A 13,686-nucleotide genomic window follows, 5' to 3' on the forward strand; every position below is an offset into this window, starting at 1 on the left:
GTTCAGTTCACCGCGTGCTTGCGGTCCGGCAGGTCCGTTTCGGAAGCCTGCGAATCCTCGCCCAGCGTGTCGAAGAGGGCGGCCATGGCGCTGAAACGGACCATCGTCGCCCCGGCGGCGACGGGCTGGACCGTGCAACGTATCCGGCCACCGGACTTGAGGGTCAGGTCCGCCGTCCAGGTCTGCCGGTCGCGCAGGGTCAGAACGAATTCGCGCAGATCGGGCCAGATCGGGCTGGGATCGCAGGCCTGTTGCCAGTCCTTCGTCGCGTCGACGATGGTGATCTCGGCAAAGGCGCTGTCCGGATCGCAATTCCACCGCGTCCGGTAGGCGGAATTCGAGAAGGTCAGCACCCCGAGACGCGAGAAGACGGCGACCGAATCGTCGAAACAGTCCAGCACCGACTGCGTGAGTTCCAGCTCCGAGCGGAAGCGGCGGGTGAGCGAGATCTCGGCGCTGATGTCCTCGATCAGGAAGGCGACGGCGCCGTCGGGATGCGGCCGGCCGGTGATCTTGTAGGTCAGGCCGGAGGGCAGGTTCCAGGTCTCGCAGTAGCGGTCCTCGCGCGCGGCGCTGACCACGTCGTACAGCTTGTCGCGCCAGGAGGCATAGTTCTTGGGCTCCGGCATCATGCGGTTTTCCCGCATGTGGTCAAAGAAGGACAGCAGGTTGGGCTTGGCCGACAGGAAATCCACCGGCAGGTGCGTCAGGTCCACCAGCGCCGGGTTGAACAGCACCAGCTGCCGGTCGCGGTCGAACACCGCGAGGCCGATGGGCAGGTGGGCAAAGGTCTTGGTCAGCGTCTGGACAAAGTTGCGCTGCGCCATCTCGGCGTTGACCAGGCTGTCGATGCTGGTGGCGTAGTGCACCCAGCCATTGTCGACCGGACGCGAGACCACCTCGAACCACAGGTTCTTGTCGGCGCTGGTGCGCTGGCTGACGCGGGTGGTCCGCTCGCTCCGCGTGGCGGGTGGAGTGATGTCGAGCGGGGCGGCATCGGGCGCTGTTTTGCCCGACTCTGCGACCAGCCGCTCGGCGGACTCGTTGCACCAGGTCATCTTGCCCGCCGGATCGGTCTGCCAGATCGCGTCGGGGGAATGCCGCGACATCTCGACCAGCCGGTCATAGTCGCGGTTGATCCGGGCGGCGCGGAACAGGCTGGCCGCGCCATCGGGGGCGTAGCGCAACCGCAGGTGCAGGCGGCTGCCCGAGGTTTCAGCCTCCAGTTCGGCCAGCGGCACGCTGACAGAGGTCCACCGCGCAGGACCGTCGGGCAAGACCATGGGAAGATCGGGAAAGGCCGGAACCAGCGCCTCGCGCACTTCTTCCCACCCCATGCCGGTCAGCACCGTGCGGTCGAACAGTGCGCGGGCGTCCGGCGTGTGATCCACCACCTCTCCGCGTCGGAACAGCAGGACGGTGTCCGGCGTACCGGCATGCAGGCCGGCACTGCGGCGCGGCCGCGTGCTGAGAAGGACCAGGAGACCCGCAAGCACCGCTGATCCGACGCCAGCGCCGATCGCCAGAATGAGAAAGTCCTCCACTCCCCGCCTCTTCCTGATTCAGCTGCGTGATGCAGTCATTGCTACATTCATTTTAGTTAATTTGGCGTTAATCAGCGTCAGTTTGTTAAGAACCCGTTTCAGATCTCGATCAAACGGTTCTCTCCCAGCGGGGTTCCCGGCTTGACCGGCTCTGCCACGATCTTGCTGCGGGGCCAGACCACTTCGACGATGGCGCCGCGGCGTTCGGACTGGTCGATCAACGGCGTGTAGGGGTCCGCGCCGTTGGCAAAGCTCAGTTCCGCCCCGGTGCGTTCCAGCAGGGTCTTGGCGATGAACAGGCCCAGGCCCATGCCTTCGTATTCCGGGCGCGCGCGCTTTTCGCTTTCGGTGCGGCGGCGGCGCATGAAGGGGTCGCCGATGCGGCCGATCAGGTGGGCCGGAAAGCCGCGACCATCGTCGAGGATGCGGACCGAGATCACGTCGTCGGTCCACATCGCCTCGACCCAGACCTTGGTGCGGGCAAAATCGACCGCGTTCTGCACGAGGTTGCGCAGCCCGTGGATGATCTCGGGGCGGCGCAGGATCTGCGGCTGGGTGAACTCGCCGCCGGGGCCGGGGCCGTCCTCGATCAGGATCTCCTTGCCACGGTCCTGGTGCGGCTCGGCGGCCTCGCGGATCACCTCGACCAGCGGCGCCTGGCGCATGTGCAGGTCATCCTTGCCGGCGCGGCCCATGCTGCGCAGGATGTCGCGGCAGCGGTCGGCCTGTTCGCGGATCAGCAGGGCGTCTTCCTTCAGCTCGGGGAAATCGTCCAGTTCTTCGGCCAGCTCGGCCGAGGTCAGCTTGATCGTCGCCAGCGGCGTTCCCAGTTCATGCGCCGCCGCCGCCACCACGCCGCCGAGGTCGTTCAGCTTTTGCGCGCGGGCCAGCGCCATCTGCGTCGCGGCCAGCGCGTCGGACATCGAGTTCATCTCGCGCGTGATGCGGCGGGAATAGACCGAGATGAAGACCAGCGCGATGCTGATCGCCACCCATTGGCCGTAGACAAAGATGTCGGGGATGCGCAGGATGAACCCCTGTTCTGTGCGCAGCGGCAGGTGGTAATAGACCATCCCGGTCACCAGCAGAAAGGCCGTCAGCCCCAGGATGAAGGTCGACCGCAGGCTGAGCACCGCCGCCGAGACGGTCACCGGGCCCAGCACCAGCAGCGAAAACGGGTTGTGCAAGCCGCCGGTGAGGTACAGCAGGAAACACAGCTGCAAGAGGTCGAACATCACCATCAGGAAATTCTCGGTCTCGCTCAGGCGCTTGTTCTCGGGAAAGATCGAGATCGCGATGAGGTTGCCGACGATGGACACGCCGACGGCCAGGTAACACAGCCCCAGCTCCAGCTGGAGGTTGTAGAGCCGTTGCGCCAGCGTGATCGCGACCAGCTGGCCGACGATGGCGAACCAGCGCAGCACGATCATGGTGCGCAGCCGGATCCAGTTGCTGCGCTGCTCTTCGCTGATCAGTCCCAGCTCTCCCTGCGCCATCTGCGCCCTTTCGTCTCAATTGCGGCCCCGTCCCCAGAGGTTAGCTAGGAGGAAAGCATTCCTCGGAGGGAAAGTCATGCAACGTGTTGCCGCAATCGCCGGTTTCGCCGCCCTGGTCGGGCTTAGCGCGGGTGTCTGGTACATCACGCAGCGCCCGGCGTCGGATGACGCCTATGCCGCCTGCCGCACGTCCCAGATCGCCGGCGGGCAGGATCAGATCGGCGGACCCTTCACCCTCGTCAACGGTCAGGGCGAGACGGTCACCGACACGGATGTGATCACAGAGCCCAGCCTGGTCTATTTCGGCTACACCTACTGCCCGGATGTCTGCCCATTCGACGTCGCGCGCAACGCCGAGGCCATCGACCTGCTGGACGAACGCGGCATCAGCGCGACGCCGGTCTTCATCTCGATCGACCCGGACCGCGACACCCCCGAGGTGGTGGCCGATTTCGCCTCCAACCTGCACGAAAAGATGGTCGGCCTGACCGGATCGCCCGAGCAGGTCAAGGCCGCCAGCCAGGCCTATCGCACCTACTACCGCAAGCAGGACGGCGACCCGGAGTACTACCTCGTCGATCACTCGACCTTTACCTACCTCGTCCTGCCCGAGGTGGGCTTTGTCGACTTCTTCCGGCGCGAAGTCACACCCGAACAGATGGCCGATCGCGTGGCCTGCTTCATCGGGGCCTCTTGACTCGACCAGATGCGTTTGACCGCGTGTAGTTGGCCCGCTAATACTTGCCTCCACGACATCTTGTGCGTTGGGGAGGACGGCATTTGACGGATCGCGGCTTGGACGAACTCGGGGATGACCGGTCGCTGCTTTTGGTCGACGATGACGAGCCGTTCCTGAGACGCCTGGCCAAGGCGATGGAAAAGCGCGGCTTCGAGGTCGAGATGGCCGGATCGGTCGCCGCCGGGACCGCCATCGCCACCGCGCGCCCGCCGGCCTATGCCGTGGTCGACCTGCGGCTGGAGGACGGCAACGGGCTGGACGTGGTCGAGGTGCTGCGCGAAAAGCGCCCCGACAGCCGCGTGGTCGTGCTGACCGGCTACGGCGCCATCGCGACGGCGGTCGCCGCGGTCAAGATCGGCGCGACGGACTACCTGTCCAAGCCCGCCGACGCCACCGACATCACCAACGCCCTGCTGTCCAAGACCGACGAACTGCCGCCGCCGCCGGAGAACCCGATGAGCGCGGACCGCGTCCGGTGGGAGCATATCCAGCGGGTCTACGAGCTGTGTGATCGCAACGTGTCCGAGACGGCGCGCCGCCTGAACATGCACCGCCGCACCCTGCAACGCATTTTGGCCAAGCGCTCGCCGCGCTGACGTCTTTATTGTCGGAGAACCTCTGTCTGGCGGCCTGCCCCAAACGGGGCAGGGCATGGGTGGCGTTCGCCCGGTGGCATGAGAGGGACTGGAGATGTTGGGAAGGCTTGTCTTCGGCGGTGTCGGGCTGGTGATCGGGGTGATCGTCGCGACCTATGTGGACCTTGACCCGACAGAGGCCGACGCCGCTTTCCCGACGGCCGTCAACAGCCAGATCATAGATTGAGGGCCATCCGGCCCGGTCGCGGTCCGGTGTCTACATCTGCTTCAACAGCGCCGCGTGGCGGGCGGTGAACTCCTTGCGCACCTCGACCGGCGCGCGCAGGTGAATCGCCAGGTCGGCGATCATGTCCAGGTCCGGCGCGCCAAAGAAACGATCCGCCTCTTCCCGTGAAAATCCGGCGATCTGCGTCGCCTCCATCCAGGCGCTGATGCGGTCGGCCTTCTTGATCAGTTTCTTGAGCTTGGGCGGCGTGAGCGCGGGCAGGCCAAAGCGGATGTGGATCGCTGCGGACAGGCGCTTGTCCAGCTCCTCGTAGCCCGGCCCCACGGCGGCCTTCACCGGCGAGATCATGTCGCCGATCACGTATTCCGGCGCGTCGTGCAGCAGCGCGGTCAGGCACTCCCGCGCCGGGGCCTGCGGACAGAGGCGGCCAAAGATCACCTCGACCAGCAGCGAATGCTCGGCCACCGAATAGGCGTAGTCGCCCCGTGTCTGCCCGTTCCACCGCGCGACGAAGGCCAGGCCATGCGCGATGTCCTCGATCTCGATATCGACAGGCGTCGGGTCCAGCAGGTCCAGCCTGCGGCCCGAAAGCATGCGTTGCCAGGCGCGGACCTGCTTGGCCATCGTGTCCCCCGGATGTCTGCGTCCAGACCCTCACCTAGGCCGCAACGCGGCGCATGTAAATCGGCGCGCAACGGGGCACCCGCCGCCGCTGCCCCGGTCTGCCGTGGGCGCCGCGCACTCCGACGTTGCGCGTGGCACCCGCCGATGCTACCTGCACGCGGGAAACGGCCCCGCCTCCGGCGTTTTGGGCAAGGATATGCATTCGTAGGGAATCAAGATGACTCAGGACTACATCGTCAAGGACATCAAGCTGGCCGATTATGGCCGCAAGGAACTCGATATCGCCGAGACCGAGATGCCGGGCCTGATGGCGCTGCGCGCCGAATACGGCGAGGCGCAGCCGCTCAAGGGCGCGCGCATCGCCGGGTCGCTGCACATGACCATCCAGACCGCCGTGCTGATCGAGACGCTGGCGGCGCTGGGCGCCGACGTGCGCTGGGCCTCGTGCAACATCTTCTCGACCCAGGACCACGCGGCCGCGGCCATCGCCGCCGGCGGCACCCCGGTCTTTGCCGTCAAGGGCGAGACGCTGGAGGACTACTGGACCTACACCGACAAGATCTTCCAGTTCTCCGAGGGCACGGCGAACATGATCCTCGACGACGGCGGCGACGCCACGCTGTACATCCTGATGGGTGCGCGTGTCGAAGAGGGTGAAGAAGACCTGATCGCGGTGCCGACCTCGGACGAAGAGGTCTGCCTGTTCAACCAGATCCGCAAGCGGATCAAGGAAACCCCCGGCTGGTTCGTCAAGCAGCGCCATGCGATCAAGGGCGTGTCCGAAGAGACCACCACCGGCGTGCACCGTCTCTACAAGATGATGGAAAAGGGCCACCTGCCGTTCCCCGCCATCAACGTCAACGACTCGGTCACCAAGTCGAAGTTCGACAACAAGTACGGCTGCAAGGAATCGCTGGTCGACGGCATCCGCCGCGCGACGGACACCATGATGGCCGGCAAGGTCGCCGTGGTCTGCGGCTACGGCGACGTGGGCAAGGGCTCGGCCGCCTCGCTCAGCGGCGCCGGCGCGCGCGTGAAAGTGACCGAGATCGACCCGATCTGCGCGTTGCAGGCGGCGATGGACGGCTACGAGGTTGTGCGGCTCGAGGATGCGGTGGAAACCGCCGACATCTTCATCACCACCACCGGCAACAAGGACGTGATCCGCATCGAGCACATGCGCGCGATGAAGGACATGGCCATCGTCGGCAACATCGGCCACTTCGACAACGAAATCCAGGTCGCCGCGCTGAAGAACCACAAGTGGACCAACATCAAGGAACAGGTGGACATGATCGAGATGCCGAACGGCAATCGCATCATCCTGCTGTCCGAAGGCCGTCTGCTGAACCTCGGCAACGCCACCGGCCACCCGTCCTTCGTGATGTCCGCGTCCTTCACCAACCAGGTCCTGGCGCAGATCGAACTGTGGAAGAACGGCGGCCAGTACGAGAACAAGGTCTACATCCTGCCCAAGCACCTGGATGAAAAGGTCGCCCGGCTGCACCTCGACCGGATCGGCGTGCGTCTGAGCGAACTGTCGCCCGAGCAGGCGGACTATATCGGCGTCAAGTCCGAGGGTCCGTTCAAGCCCGAGCACTACCGCTACTGACCGCGTGGCGCGAATGACCATGAGGGGGACCGTCGGCCGCAAGGCTGGCGGTCCGCTTGCTTGACACCGGATCGGCACGGCCCCGGAAAAAAATTCCGCGGCGTCGATGAAACGGTTTGAGTCCGAACCGGTTTGAAGTTTGATGAGGCGGGGTGCTGCGCCCCTCTTGCCATCGTCGGAAAGGGTTCGAATGTTTACCAGACGCCAGTTGATGGCCTCGCTTGCCGCTCTTGCCATGCCGGCCATCGCGCGGCCCGCCCATGCCGCATCGGGGGACTGGGCGTCCTGGGACGCGCAGGTGACGCCGCCCGGTTTCGACCTCGGGACATCGAACCCCTGGGGTCTGCATCCGCGCCTGTTGCCGCGCCGCGTGCAGGCCAATCCCGGGCTGAAGCCGGGCGACATTCACGTCGATGCGGTTGCACGCTACCTCTACCACATCCAGGGCGACGGTACGGCCATGCGCTACGGCGTGGCCATCGGGCGCGACGGCCTCTATTCGCCGGGCATCTACAGGGTCGGGCGCAAGGCAAAGTGGCCGTCCTGGACGCCGACCGCCGCCATGATCAGCCGCGAGCCGGAGAAATACGCCGCCTGGGCGGGCGGTCAGCCGCCCGGTCCCGACAATGCCCTGGGGTCGCGGGCGCTGTACCTCTTCCAGGGCAGCCGTGACACCTACCTGCGCATCCACGGCACGCCCGCGCCGCGGTCCATCGGCACGCGGGCCAGTTCGGGCTGCGTGCGCATGGTGATGCCGCATATCAACCACCTCTACGAGGAAGTCGATACCGGCGTGACGGCCTACCTCTACCCGACCAATGGCGGCCGACTGACATCGTGACACCGCGGGTCCGGGTCCGGGGCTAAGGCTTCAGGATTGGGGCCGGGTGCAGATCGGGTTGCCGGCCGTGGTGCGCAGCGGCAGGTCCGTCGTCTCGACCGGGCCCTTGTGGGTATACCAGTAACACCCGTCATCGGACCGGACACGCGCGCTGCTCAGGTCCTGGAAAGGCGCGGCAATCTCGGCGACGGCTTCGGGCACGGGCGCGGTGGGGCCGCTGCCGCTGCTGCCGGGAACCGGTTCGCAGGCGCCGAGCGCCATCAGGATGAAGGGGCTGGCAATCAGGGCGGGACGTGGTGTCATGGGCTGGCATTCCGGTTCTTGAAACACGCGGACAGTCGCATCCCGCGGGCCGGGCTTCAAGCGCTTTGGATGCGGATGACAGACGAAGGGCCGCCTTGGGCGGTGTGCCCGCTCAGCCGGAGGGGTGGGCCGACGGGCCGCCCATCGGCTCAGGCGGTCAGTGGCGAAACGTAGCCTTCGCGCAGGACCGCCGGATCATAGGCCTTGCGGGCAAAGACCTCGCGCACCATCGGCTCGAAATGTTCCAGCGGCAGGCTGTCGTAGTCGGGATCGAAACTCGACTGGTCCCAGCGTTCGCAGAAGGCGGCGCAGCTGTCATAGCAGGGATGGTCGCGGAAACGGTCGCGCGCGTTGCGGTCCCAGCCGTAGTGGTGGCCGTAATACAGCATCTGGAAGATGCCGTGATGTTCGACCACCCAGGCCACGTCCCAGCGAACAAAGGGGCGGATCACTTCGGCGGAGAACCGGTCATGGTTCTGCGGTGCCAGCCCGTCGCCGACGTCATGCAACAGCGCGCCGACGATCCAGTCGATATCGGCGCCGTCGCGTTCCGCCCGCGTGGCCGATTGCAGCCCGTGGGTCAGCCGGGTGATCCGATACCCTTCGAGCGAAACCTCGCCCTGGCGGCGCAGCTCGTCCAGCACCCGGTCGGGCGTCAGCGACAGGTAGGGCTTTTCCAGCTCCTCGAGCAGCTGGTAATCTTCCTTCGTGCCGTCCTTCATCTGGGTAAAGCTGACTTTGCGTGTCTCGGTCATGCGGTGCCTCCCTTGCCGGCGTACAGGCCAACCTTGCCCATCGCACCCGCCGCGAGCGTGGTGGACTGGTGCGCCAGCACCTCATCGTAAAGCGCCAGGTCGTGCGGGTCAAAGAGCCGGGTCGCCCCGGCCACCGCGATCCACCCGCGCGAGGTGTCGCGGCCGCGCACCGGCATGGCGTAGTCGCGCCCAAGCTCGGACTGCTTCACCTCGGGCGTGACGTAGCGGATGGCGACACCGATGCGCCGGTCGGCGGATCGGTTCGGCCCCGAGGCATGAAAGCAGCGCCCGTGGTGGAACGACATCTGGCCGGGCTTCAACGGGCCATGGACCGCGGCGCCCTCGTCCACGCCGGCGATCTCCTGGCCGCGCGACAGCAGGTTGTCGGCGGCAAAGGTGTCCTGGTGATCGACGATGCGCCCGGCGTGGCTGCCGGGGAGGAACCGCATGCAGCCCGCCTGAACCGAGACATCGGTCAGCGCGATCCAGGCGGTCAGTTCCTCGTCGGTCTCGCCCATGCCCCAGTAGGTCAGGTCCTGGTGCCAGCTGACGACCGCGTTGCTGCCTGGCTCCTTGATGAACAGCTCGACGCTCCAGACCAGCAGATCGGGGCCAAGGATGCACGACACCGCGTCCAGCACCGCCGGGGTGCGGGCGATCTGTGCCAGCAGCGGGATCACCAGCTGCCCGTTGACGCGGAACAGCTGGCCCAGCCGGTGGCCGCCGGCGCCCTCGGCGTGGTCGCGTTCCAGCGTCTCGACCCGGGCGCGCCATTCGGCGGCCTCGTCCGGGGAAAAGGCGGTGAGCCCCGCGACAAAGCCATCGCGGGCATAGGCGGCTTTCTGGTCGTCGGTCAGCATGTCCGGCTCCGCAGGGGTGGGCGATCTGCGGACAGGCTGGGCCGCATCGGCCCCGGCGATCTGTCGCGATACCGACCGCGCGCGGTCGTTTCCGGTGCGGTTGGGGGGAAAGACGCGGTGCATTTCCCTTGCCAAAGTCGCGGGTCTGCGGCCACCATGCTCCCGCCGGACAGACCGGACAAGACAGGCGCCCGAAGGCCGGGCGCAAGACACGAGGGAGTGACCATGGGACGTCGCGACGAGTTGATCGCACAATATGCAGATGATCTGCGCAAGAAATGCGGGATGGAACCCGACATGGACCTGCTGACCAAGGTCACGATCGGCTGCGGCCCCGCGATCTACAACGCGGATTCCTCGACCGTCGCGGCCTCGCAGCCGTCCGAGATCGAGACGGTCAAGGAAAAGTTCCTGATCAAGAAGCTGGGCCTGGCCGACGGGCCGGAGCTGATGGAGGCCATCAACAAGGTCGTCGAGACCTACGGCAAGTCCGAGCGCAACAAGCACCGCGCCGTGGTCTACTACATGCTGACCAAGCATTTCGGCAAGGAAGCCGTCTACGGCTGACCTGCCTGCGACCGGATGCAAAGGCGCCTCGGGGAGCGGGGCGCCTTTTGCATTGCCGGGACGGGGCCTGGACGGGTCCGGCGGTTTTGGCTCAAATGCCTCGGGCAATTCGCTGTCCTTGCCGCGCGATGCGCGGTAATGTCATGACAGAGTGCCAGAATGGCCGAACTCCGAGATTTCGTTTCGCGTGTGGTGTGTAGGGAGCACGCGGGGTGGACGGGGGTTCTGGTCAGTGGCCGGAGCCCCCGTTTTTTATCGGGCAACGGCCGCTAGAACAGGGTCAGAACGACTCCCATCAGCGCGCAGGCCAGCGTCGCATAGCCGCCGTCGATCAGCGTCAGCCGCCAGGGCCGCATTCCGTAGAGATTGTTGATCGCCACCCAGGGCGAGATCAGGAACAGCCCGATCCCGGCCCCGGACACCAGCCCCGCACCCAAAGTCACGATCCCGGCCGCCCCGAAGATGTGCCGCATCATCCCGGCCACGATCAGCTGCATGACGAAGGTCGTGGCAAAGATCGCCGGGCTCTGGCCACCCTCCGGCTTGCCGTCGGCATCCCGGTTGATTCCGGCGGCAACCATCCACGGCTCGGCCAGCACCATGTACCACACCGCCCCGGCGGCGAATCCGACGCCCGCGGCGACGATCACGTTGATGAGTTCCAGCATGGCAGTCCTCCCCTGTCCGGCCGGCACGGCTGCTGCGCCCGGCTCTTGCTGGCGCTCAGTATAGGGGACAGTCTGCGCAGACCCCAAGCCCGCTGAACGCAGCCATTCGCCCGTTCAGGTCTCGATTCCGGCCATGTCGCAGACCAGCCGCCACTCCGCCTCGGTCACCGGCTGCACGGACAGGCGCGAATTGCGCACCAGCACCATGTTCGCCAGTTGCGGCTCGGCCTTGATCTGGTCCAGCGTGACGGGGGTCCGGGCCGGGGTCAGCGCCTTGATGTCGACGCACTCCCAGCGCGGATCGTCGGTGGTGCTGTCGGGATGCGCGGTGGCGATCACCTCGACCGTGCCGACCACCGCCTTGTCCTTTTGCGAATGGTAAAAGAACCCGCGATCACCCACCGCCATGTCGCGCATGAAGTTGCGCGCCTGGTAGTTGCGCACGCCGGTCCATTCCTCGCCCTTGTCGCCCCGGGCGACCTGGTCGTCCCACGACCATTCCGCCGGCTCGGATTTGAACAGCCAGTAGGTCATCCGATCACCCGTTTCCACGCGGTCAGCGTGACGCTGTCGAACAGCCCGGCCTTGGCGTAGGGGTCGTTTGCGGCCCAGTCTTGGGCGGCGGCAATGTCGGTCACGTCGAGGATGATCAGCGATCCCTTCATCTCGCCCGCATCGTCCAGCAGCGGACCGGCCTGTGCGACGACGCCGGTCGCCTTGATGTAGTCGAGATGCGCGTCGCGGGTGTCCTTGCGGATCTGGAGCGCGCCGGGTTTGTCGTGGGCGATCAGGGCAATCAGCATGTCATTCATCCTTGAGGGGGCGGGAAAGAAGGGTGTCCATCGCCTGCCGGACCGTCAGGCGACCCTGGGTCAGGTCGGACACGGCGGTGCAGACCGGCAGCGGCAGGTCCAGGTCGCGCGCGAGCTGCGCTGCGGCGCGGGCGGTGGCGGCGCCCTCGACCGTCACGGCGGGGTCAAAGCCTTCGCCCCGGCCCAGCGCCAGCCCGAAGCGGTAATTGCGCGACAGGTCCGAGGTGCAGGTCAGCGTCAGGTCGCCGAGGCCCGAAAGGCCCATCAGCGTCTCCGGTTTCGCGCCCAGCCGCGCGGCAAGGCGCACCATCTCGGCAAAGCCGCGGGTCATAAGCGCGGCGCGGGCGCTGTCGCCCAGCCCGGCGCCGATGCAGACACCGCAGGCGATGGCGATCACGTTCTTCAGCGCGCCGCCCAGTTCCGCGCCGGCGGTGTCGTCGCTGCGGTAGAGCCGCAGCACCGGGGTGGACAGCTGTTCCTGCAAGGCGCGCCCGGTCGCCTCATCGCCGCAGGCCAGCGTCAGCGCCGTGGGCAGGCCACGCGCGATGTCCGCGGCAAAGCTGGGGCCGGTCAGGATGGCGGGCAGGGCCGCGGGCTTGTGCCGGGCGATCAGGGCACAGGGGCCGACGGTCTCGCTCAGGTCGATGCCCTTGCAGCAGGCGACCAGCGCCTGCCCGGTCAGCGGCGCGTCGATCACGTCCAACAGGGACGAGAGCTGCTGCATCGGCACCGCCAGAAGCAGGGTGTCGTGACGGGCGGCGGTCTCCAGGTCGGCCTCCAGCGACACCGGGTCGGGCAGGGTCACGCCGGGCAGGCGCGGGCTCTGCCGTGTCTCGGCCAGCGCGGAAACATCGCGCGCCCAGAGCGTCACCGGCCCCTTGCGCCCCAGCGCCACCGCCAGCGCGGTGCCAAAGGCGCCGCCGCCCAGGACCGTGACGCTCATGCTTTGGCCCCCTTCTTGCCAGAGCCGATCAGCGGTGCCGCGTCGCGGTCCAGCGGCCAGCGCGGGCGGGCGGACAGGGTCATGTCGTGGGACACGCCCGCCGCCAGAAGCTCACCCCCGGCATAGGCGATCATCGCGGCGTTGTCGGTGCACAACTTCAGCGGCGGCGCGGTAAAGCGCAGGCCGGTCTCAACGCACAGTGTCTCCAGCGCCATACGCAGGGGCGTATTGGCCGCAACGCCGCCCGCCACGGCCAGCGCCGGGGCATCGGGGGATTCGTCGAGGTAGAGGGCAACCGCCCGCCGCGCCTTTTCCGTCAGCACGTCGCGCACCGCCGCCTGGAACCCGGCGCAAAGGTCGGCCACGTCCTGTCGGTGCAGCCCGCCCTGCGCCGCGGCCAGTTGGTCGCGCTGGCGCAACAGCGCGGTCTTGAGGCCGGAAAAGGACAGGTCACAGCCGGGGCGGTCCAGCAGCGGCCGGGGAAAACGGAAGCGGCGTTCATCGCCCTCGCGCGCCGCGGCCTCGACCGAGGGGCCGCCGGGCTGCGGCAGGCCCAGCAGGCGCGCGGTCTTGTCAAAGGCCTCTCCCGGCGCATCGTCGATGGTGCCGCCGAGGCGGGTGAAATCCTGCGGTCCGCGCACCACCAGGAACTGGCAGTGCCCGCCCGAGACCAGCAGCATCAGGTAGGGAAAAGGCAGGTCGTCGGTCAGGCGCGGTGTCAGCGCGTGCCCGGCCAGGTGGTTCACGCCCACCAGCGGCACGCGCAGGCCCGTGGCCAGCCCCTTGGCCAGCATCACGCCCGACAGCACCCCGCCGATCAGCCCCGGACCGGCGGTCACCGCCACGGCATCGACCTCGGACAACGCCACCCCGGCCGTCTCCAACGCCTCTTCGACGCAGAGGGCCAGCACCTCGGCATGGGCGCGCGCGGCGATCTCGGGGACCACCCCGCCAAAGGAATCGTGCAGCGCCGCCTGCCCGCGCACGACAGAGGCCAGCACCTCGCGCCCACGCAGCAGGGCGGCGGCGCTGTCGTCGCAGCTGCTCTCGATACCCAGGATCAGCGGCGCGGTCATCATGCGTTTCCGTTGCGTTGCATG

17 protein-coding genes are annotated in these 13,686 nt (G+C 67.1%); 6 read left to right on the forward strand and 11 right to left on the reverse strand.

What is annotated here, in order from left to right:
- Positions 1–2 precede the first annotated feature (2 nt).
- Positions 3–1,544, reverse strand: coding sequence for a PAS-domain containing protein (locus MAA8898_RS01365; RefSeq protein ID WP_245853207.1), 1,542 nt, complete (start codon positions 1,542–1,544; stop codon positions 3–5).
- Between the two features lie 98 nt (positions 1,545–1,642).
- Entirely contained in the window at positions 1,643–3,040 is a 1,398-nt protein-coding gene (gene regB / locus MAA8898_RS01370) for a sensor histidine kinase RegB (RefSeq protein WP_094019168.1), read from the reverse strand.
- Between the two features lie 76 nt (positions 3,041–3,116).
- Between regB and MAA8898_RS01375 the strand changes: the two genes are divergently transcribed.
- The 3 genes from MAA8898_RS01375 (at position 3,117) to MAA8898_RS27015 (ending at position 4,601) form a co-directional block, all read left to right on the forward strand.
- Positions 3,117–3,737 (forward strand): SCO family protein, encoded by a 621-nt coding sequence (locus MAA8898_RS01375; RefSeq protein WP_094019169.1) that lies wholly within the window; start codon positions 3,117–3,119, stop codon positions 3,735–3,737.
- A gap of 98 nt (positions 3,738–3,835) precedes the next feature.
- Positions 3,836–4,375 (forward strand): ActR/PrrA/RegA family redox response regulator transcription factor, encoded by a 540-nt coding sequence (locus MAA8898_RS01380; protein ID WP_370738603.1) that lies wholly within the window; start codon positions 3,836–3,838, stop codon positions 4,373–4,375.
- Between the two features lie 94 nt (positions 4,376–4,469).
- Positions 4,470–4,601, forward strand: a complete 132-nt coding sequence (locus MAA8898_RS27015; protein ID WP_281252782.1) for a hypothetical protein — start codon at positions 4,470–4,472, stop codon at positions 4,599–4,601.
- A gap of 30 nt (positions 4,602–4,631) precedes the next feature.
- Here MAA8898_RS27015 and MAA8898_RS01385 read toward each other — a convergent pair whose 3' ends face one another.
- Positions 4,632–5,225 carry an HD domain-containing protein gene (locus MAA8898_RS01385; RefSeq protein WP_094019171.1) on the reverse strand — a complete coding sequence of 198 codons (594 nt, stop codon included), beginning with the start codon at positions 5,223–5,225 and terminating at the stop codon, positions 4,632–4,634.
- A gap of 217 nt (positions 5,226–5,442) precedes the next feature.
- On the opposite strand from MAA8898_RS01385, the gene ahcY reads away from it, so the two are divergent.
- Together ahcY and MAA8898_RS01395 are read left to right on the forward strand one after the other, a co-directional pair.
- Positions 5,443–6,837, forward strand: a complete 1,395-nt coding sequence (gene ahcY / locus MAA8898_RS01390) for an adenosylhomocysteinase (protein ID WP_094019172.1) — start codon at positions 5,443–5,445, stop codon at positions 6,835–6,837.
- 190 nt (positions 6,838–7,027) lie between these two features.
- Positions 7,028–7,678, forward strand: coding sequence for a L,D-transpeptidase (locus MAA8898_RS01395; RefSeq protein ID WP_094019173.1), 651 nt, complete (start codon positions 7,028–7,030; stop codon positions 7,676–7,678).
- A 30-nt stretch (positions 7,679–7,708) separates the two neighbouring features.
- On the opposite strand, the gene MAA8898_RS01400 is transcribed toward MAA8898_RS01395, so the two are convergent.
- The 3 genes from MAA8898_RS01400 to MAA8898_RS01410 all read right to left on the reverse strand — a co-directional run bounded on the left by MAA8898_RS01400 (position 7,709) and on the right by MAA8898_RS01410 (position 9,596).
- Positions 7,709–7,939, reverse strand: coding sequence for a hypothetical protein (locus MAA8898_RS01400; protein WP_245853220.1), 231 nt, complete (start codon positions 7,937–7,939; stop codon positions 7,709–7,711).
- 191 nt (positions 7,940–8,130) lie between these two features.
- Positions 8,131–8,703, reverse strand: coding sequence for an HD domain-containing protein (locus MAA8898_RS01405; RefSeq protein ID WP_094019456.1), 573 nt, complete (start codon positions 8,701–8,703; stop codon positions 8,131–8,133).
- A gap of 29 nt (positions 8,704–8,732) precedes the next feature.
- Positions 8,733–9,596 (reverse strand): phytanoyl-CoA dioxygenase family protein, encoded by an 864-nt coding sequence (locus MAA8898_RS01410; RefSeq protein WP_094019457.1) that lies wholly within the window; start codon positions 9,594–9,596, stop codon positions 8,733–8,735.
- A gap of 225 nt (positions 9,597–9,821) precedes the next feature.
- Here MAA8898_RS01410 and MAA8898_RS01415 point away from each other — a divergent pair, with 225 nt between their 5' ends.
- Positions 9,822–10,163: a DUF2853 family protein gene (locus MAA8898_RS01415; RefSeq protein ID WP_094019458.1), complete on the forward strand. Its 342-nt coding sequence runs from the start codon at positions 9,822–9,824 to the stop codon at positions 10,161–10,163.
- Positions 10,164–10,432: 269 nt separating this feature from the next.
- On the opposite strand, the gene MAA8898_RS01420 is transcribed toward MAA8898_RS01415, so the two are convergent.
- The 5 genes from MAA8898_RS01420 to tsaD all read right to left on the reverse strand — a co-directional run bounded on the left by MAA8898_RS01420 (position 10,433) and on the right by tsaD (position 13,662).
- Entirely contained in the window at positions 10,433–10,828 is a 396-nt protein-coding gene (locus tag MAA8898_RS01420) for a DUF1761 domain-containing protein (RefSeq protein ID WP_094019459.1), read from the reverse strand.
- Between the two features lie 117 nt (positions 10,829–10,945).
- Positions 10,946–11,365, reverse strand: coding sequence for an EVE domain-containing protein (locus MAA8898_RS01425; protein ID WP_094019175.1), 420 nt, complete (start codon positions 11,363–11,365; stop codon positions 10,946–10,948).
- Positions 11,362–11,634: a YciI family protein gene (locus MAA8898_RS01430; RefSeq protein ID WP_094019176.1), complete on the reverse strand. Its 273-nt coding sequence runs from the start codon at positions 11,632–11,634 to the stop codon at positions 11,362–11,364. Before MAA8898_RS01430 ends, MAA8898_RS01425 begins: the two co-directional genes overlap by 4 nt.
- A 1-nt stretch (position 11,635) precedes the next feature.
- Positions 11,636–12,586: an NAD(P)H-dependent glycerol-3-phosphate dehydrogenase gene (locus MAA8898_RS01435; protein ID WP_094019177.1), complete on the reverse strand. Its 951-nt coding sequence runs from the start codon at positions 12,584–12,586 to the stop codon at positions 11,636–11,638.
- The gene (gene tsaD, locus MAA8898_RS01440; protein ID WP_094019460.1) at positions 12,583–13,662 is read right to left on the reverse strand and encodes a tRNA (adenosine(37)-N6)-threonylcarbamoyltransferase complex transferase subunit TsaD; all 1,080 of its coding nucleotides are present in this window, start codon (positions 13,660–13,662) and stop codon (positions 12,583–12,585) included. Before tsaD ends, MAA8898_RS01435 begins: the two co-directional genes overlap by 4 nt.
- Positions 13,663–13,686 lie beyond the last annotated feature (24 nt).

Origin of the sequence: Antarctobacter aquimaris (assembly GCF_900184945.1) — a bacterium.
Classification (GTDB): domain Bacteria; phylum Pseudomonadota; class Alphaproteobacteria; order Rhodobacterales; family Rhodobacteraceae; genus Maliponia; species Maliponia aquimaris.

Coding starts and splice junctions, on each gene's coding strand:
- MAA8898_RS01385 (WP_094019171.1), bottom strand. CDS start 5,225: ATGGCCAAGCAGGTCCGCGCCTGGCAACGCATGCTTTCGGGCCGCAGG.
- tsaD (WP_094019460.1), bottom strand. CDS start 13,662: ATGACCGCGCCGCTGATCCTGGGTATCGAGAGCAGCTGCGACGACAGC.
- MAA8898_RS01430 (WP_094019176.1), bottom strand. CDS start 11,634: ATGCTGATTGCCCTGATCGCCCACGACAAACCCGGCGCGCTCCAGATC.
- MAA8898_RS27015 (WP_281252782.1), top strand. CDS start 4,470: ATGTTGGGAAGGCTTGTCTTCGGCGGTGTCGGGCTGGTGATCGGGGTG.
- MAA8898_RS01405 (WP_094019456.1), bottom strand. CDS start 8,703: ATGAAGGACGGCACGAAGGAAGATTACCAGCTGCTCGAGGAGCTGGAA.
- regB (WP_094019168.1), bottom strand. CDS start 3,040: ATGGCGCAGGGAGAGCTGGGACTGATCAGCGAAGAGCAGCGCAGCAAC.
- MAA8898_RS01435 (WP_094019177.1), bottom strand. CDS start 12,586: ATGAGCGTCACGGTCCTGGGCGGCGGCGCCTTTGGCACCGCGCTGGCG.
- ahcY (WP_094019172.1), top strand. CDS start 5,443: ATGACTCAGGACTACATCGTCAAGGACATCAAGCTGGCCGATTATGGC.
- MAA8898_RS01415 (WP_094019458.1), top strand. CDS start 9,822: ATGGGACGTCGCGACGAGTTGATCGCACAATATGCAGATGATCTGCGC.
- MAA8898_RS01395 (WP_094019173.1), top strand. CDS start 7,028: ATGTTTACCAGACGCCAGTTGATGGCCTCGCTTGCCGCTCTTGCCATG.
- MAA8898_RS01410 (WP_094019457.1), bottom strand. CDS start 9,596: ATGCTGACCGACGACCAGAAAGCCGCCTATGCCCGCGATGGCTTTGTC.
- MAA8898_RS01400 (WP_245853220.1), bottom strand. CDS start 7,939: ATGGCGCTCGGCGCCTGCGAACCGGTTCCCGGCAGCAGCGGCAGCGGC.
- MAA8898_RS01375 (WP_094019169.1), top strand. CDS start 3,117: ATGCAACGTGTTGCCGCAATCGCCGGTTTCGCCGCCCTGGTCGGGCTT.
- MAA8898_RS01425 (WP_094019175.1), bottom strand. CDS start 11,365: ATGACCTACTGGCTGTTCAAATCCGAGCCGGCGGAATGGTCGTGGGAC.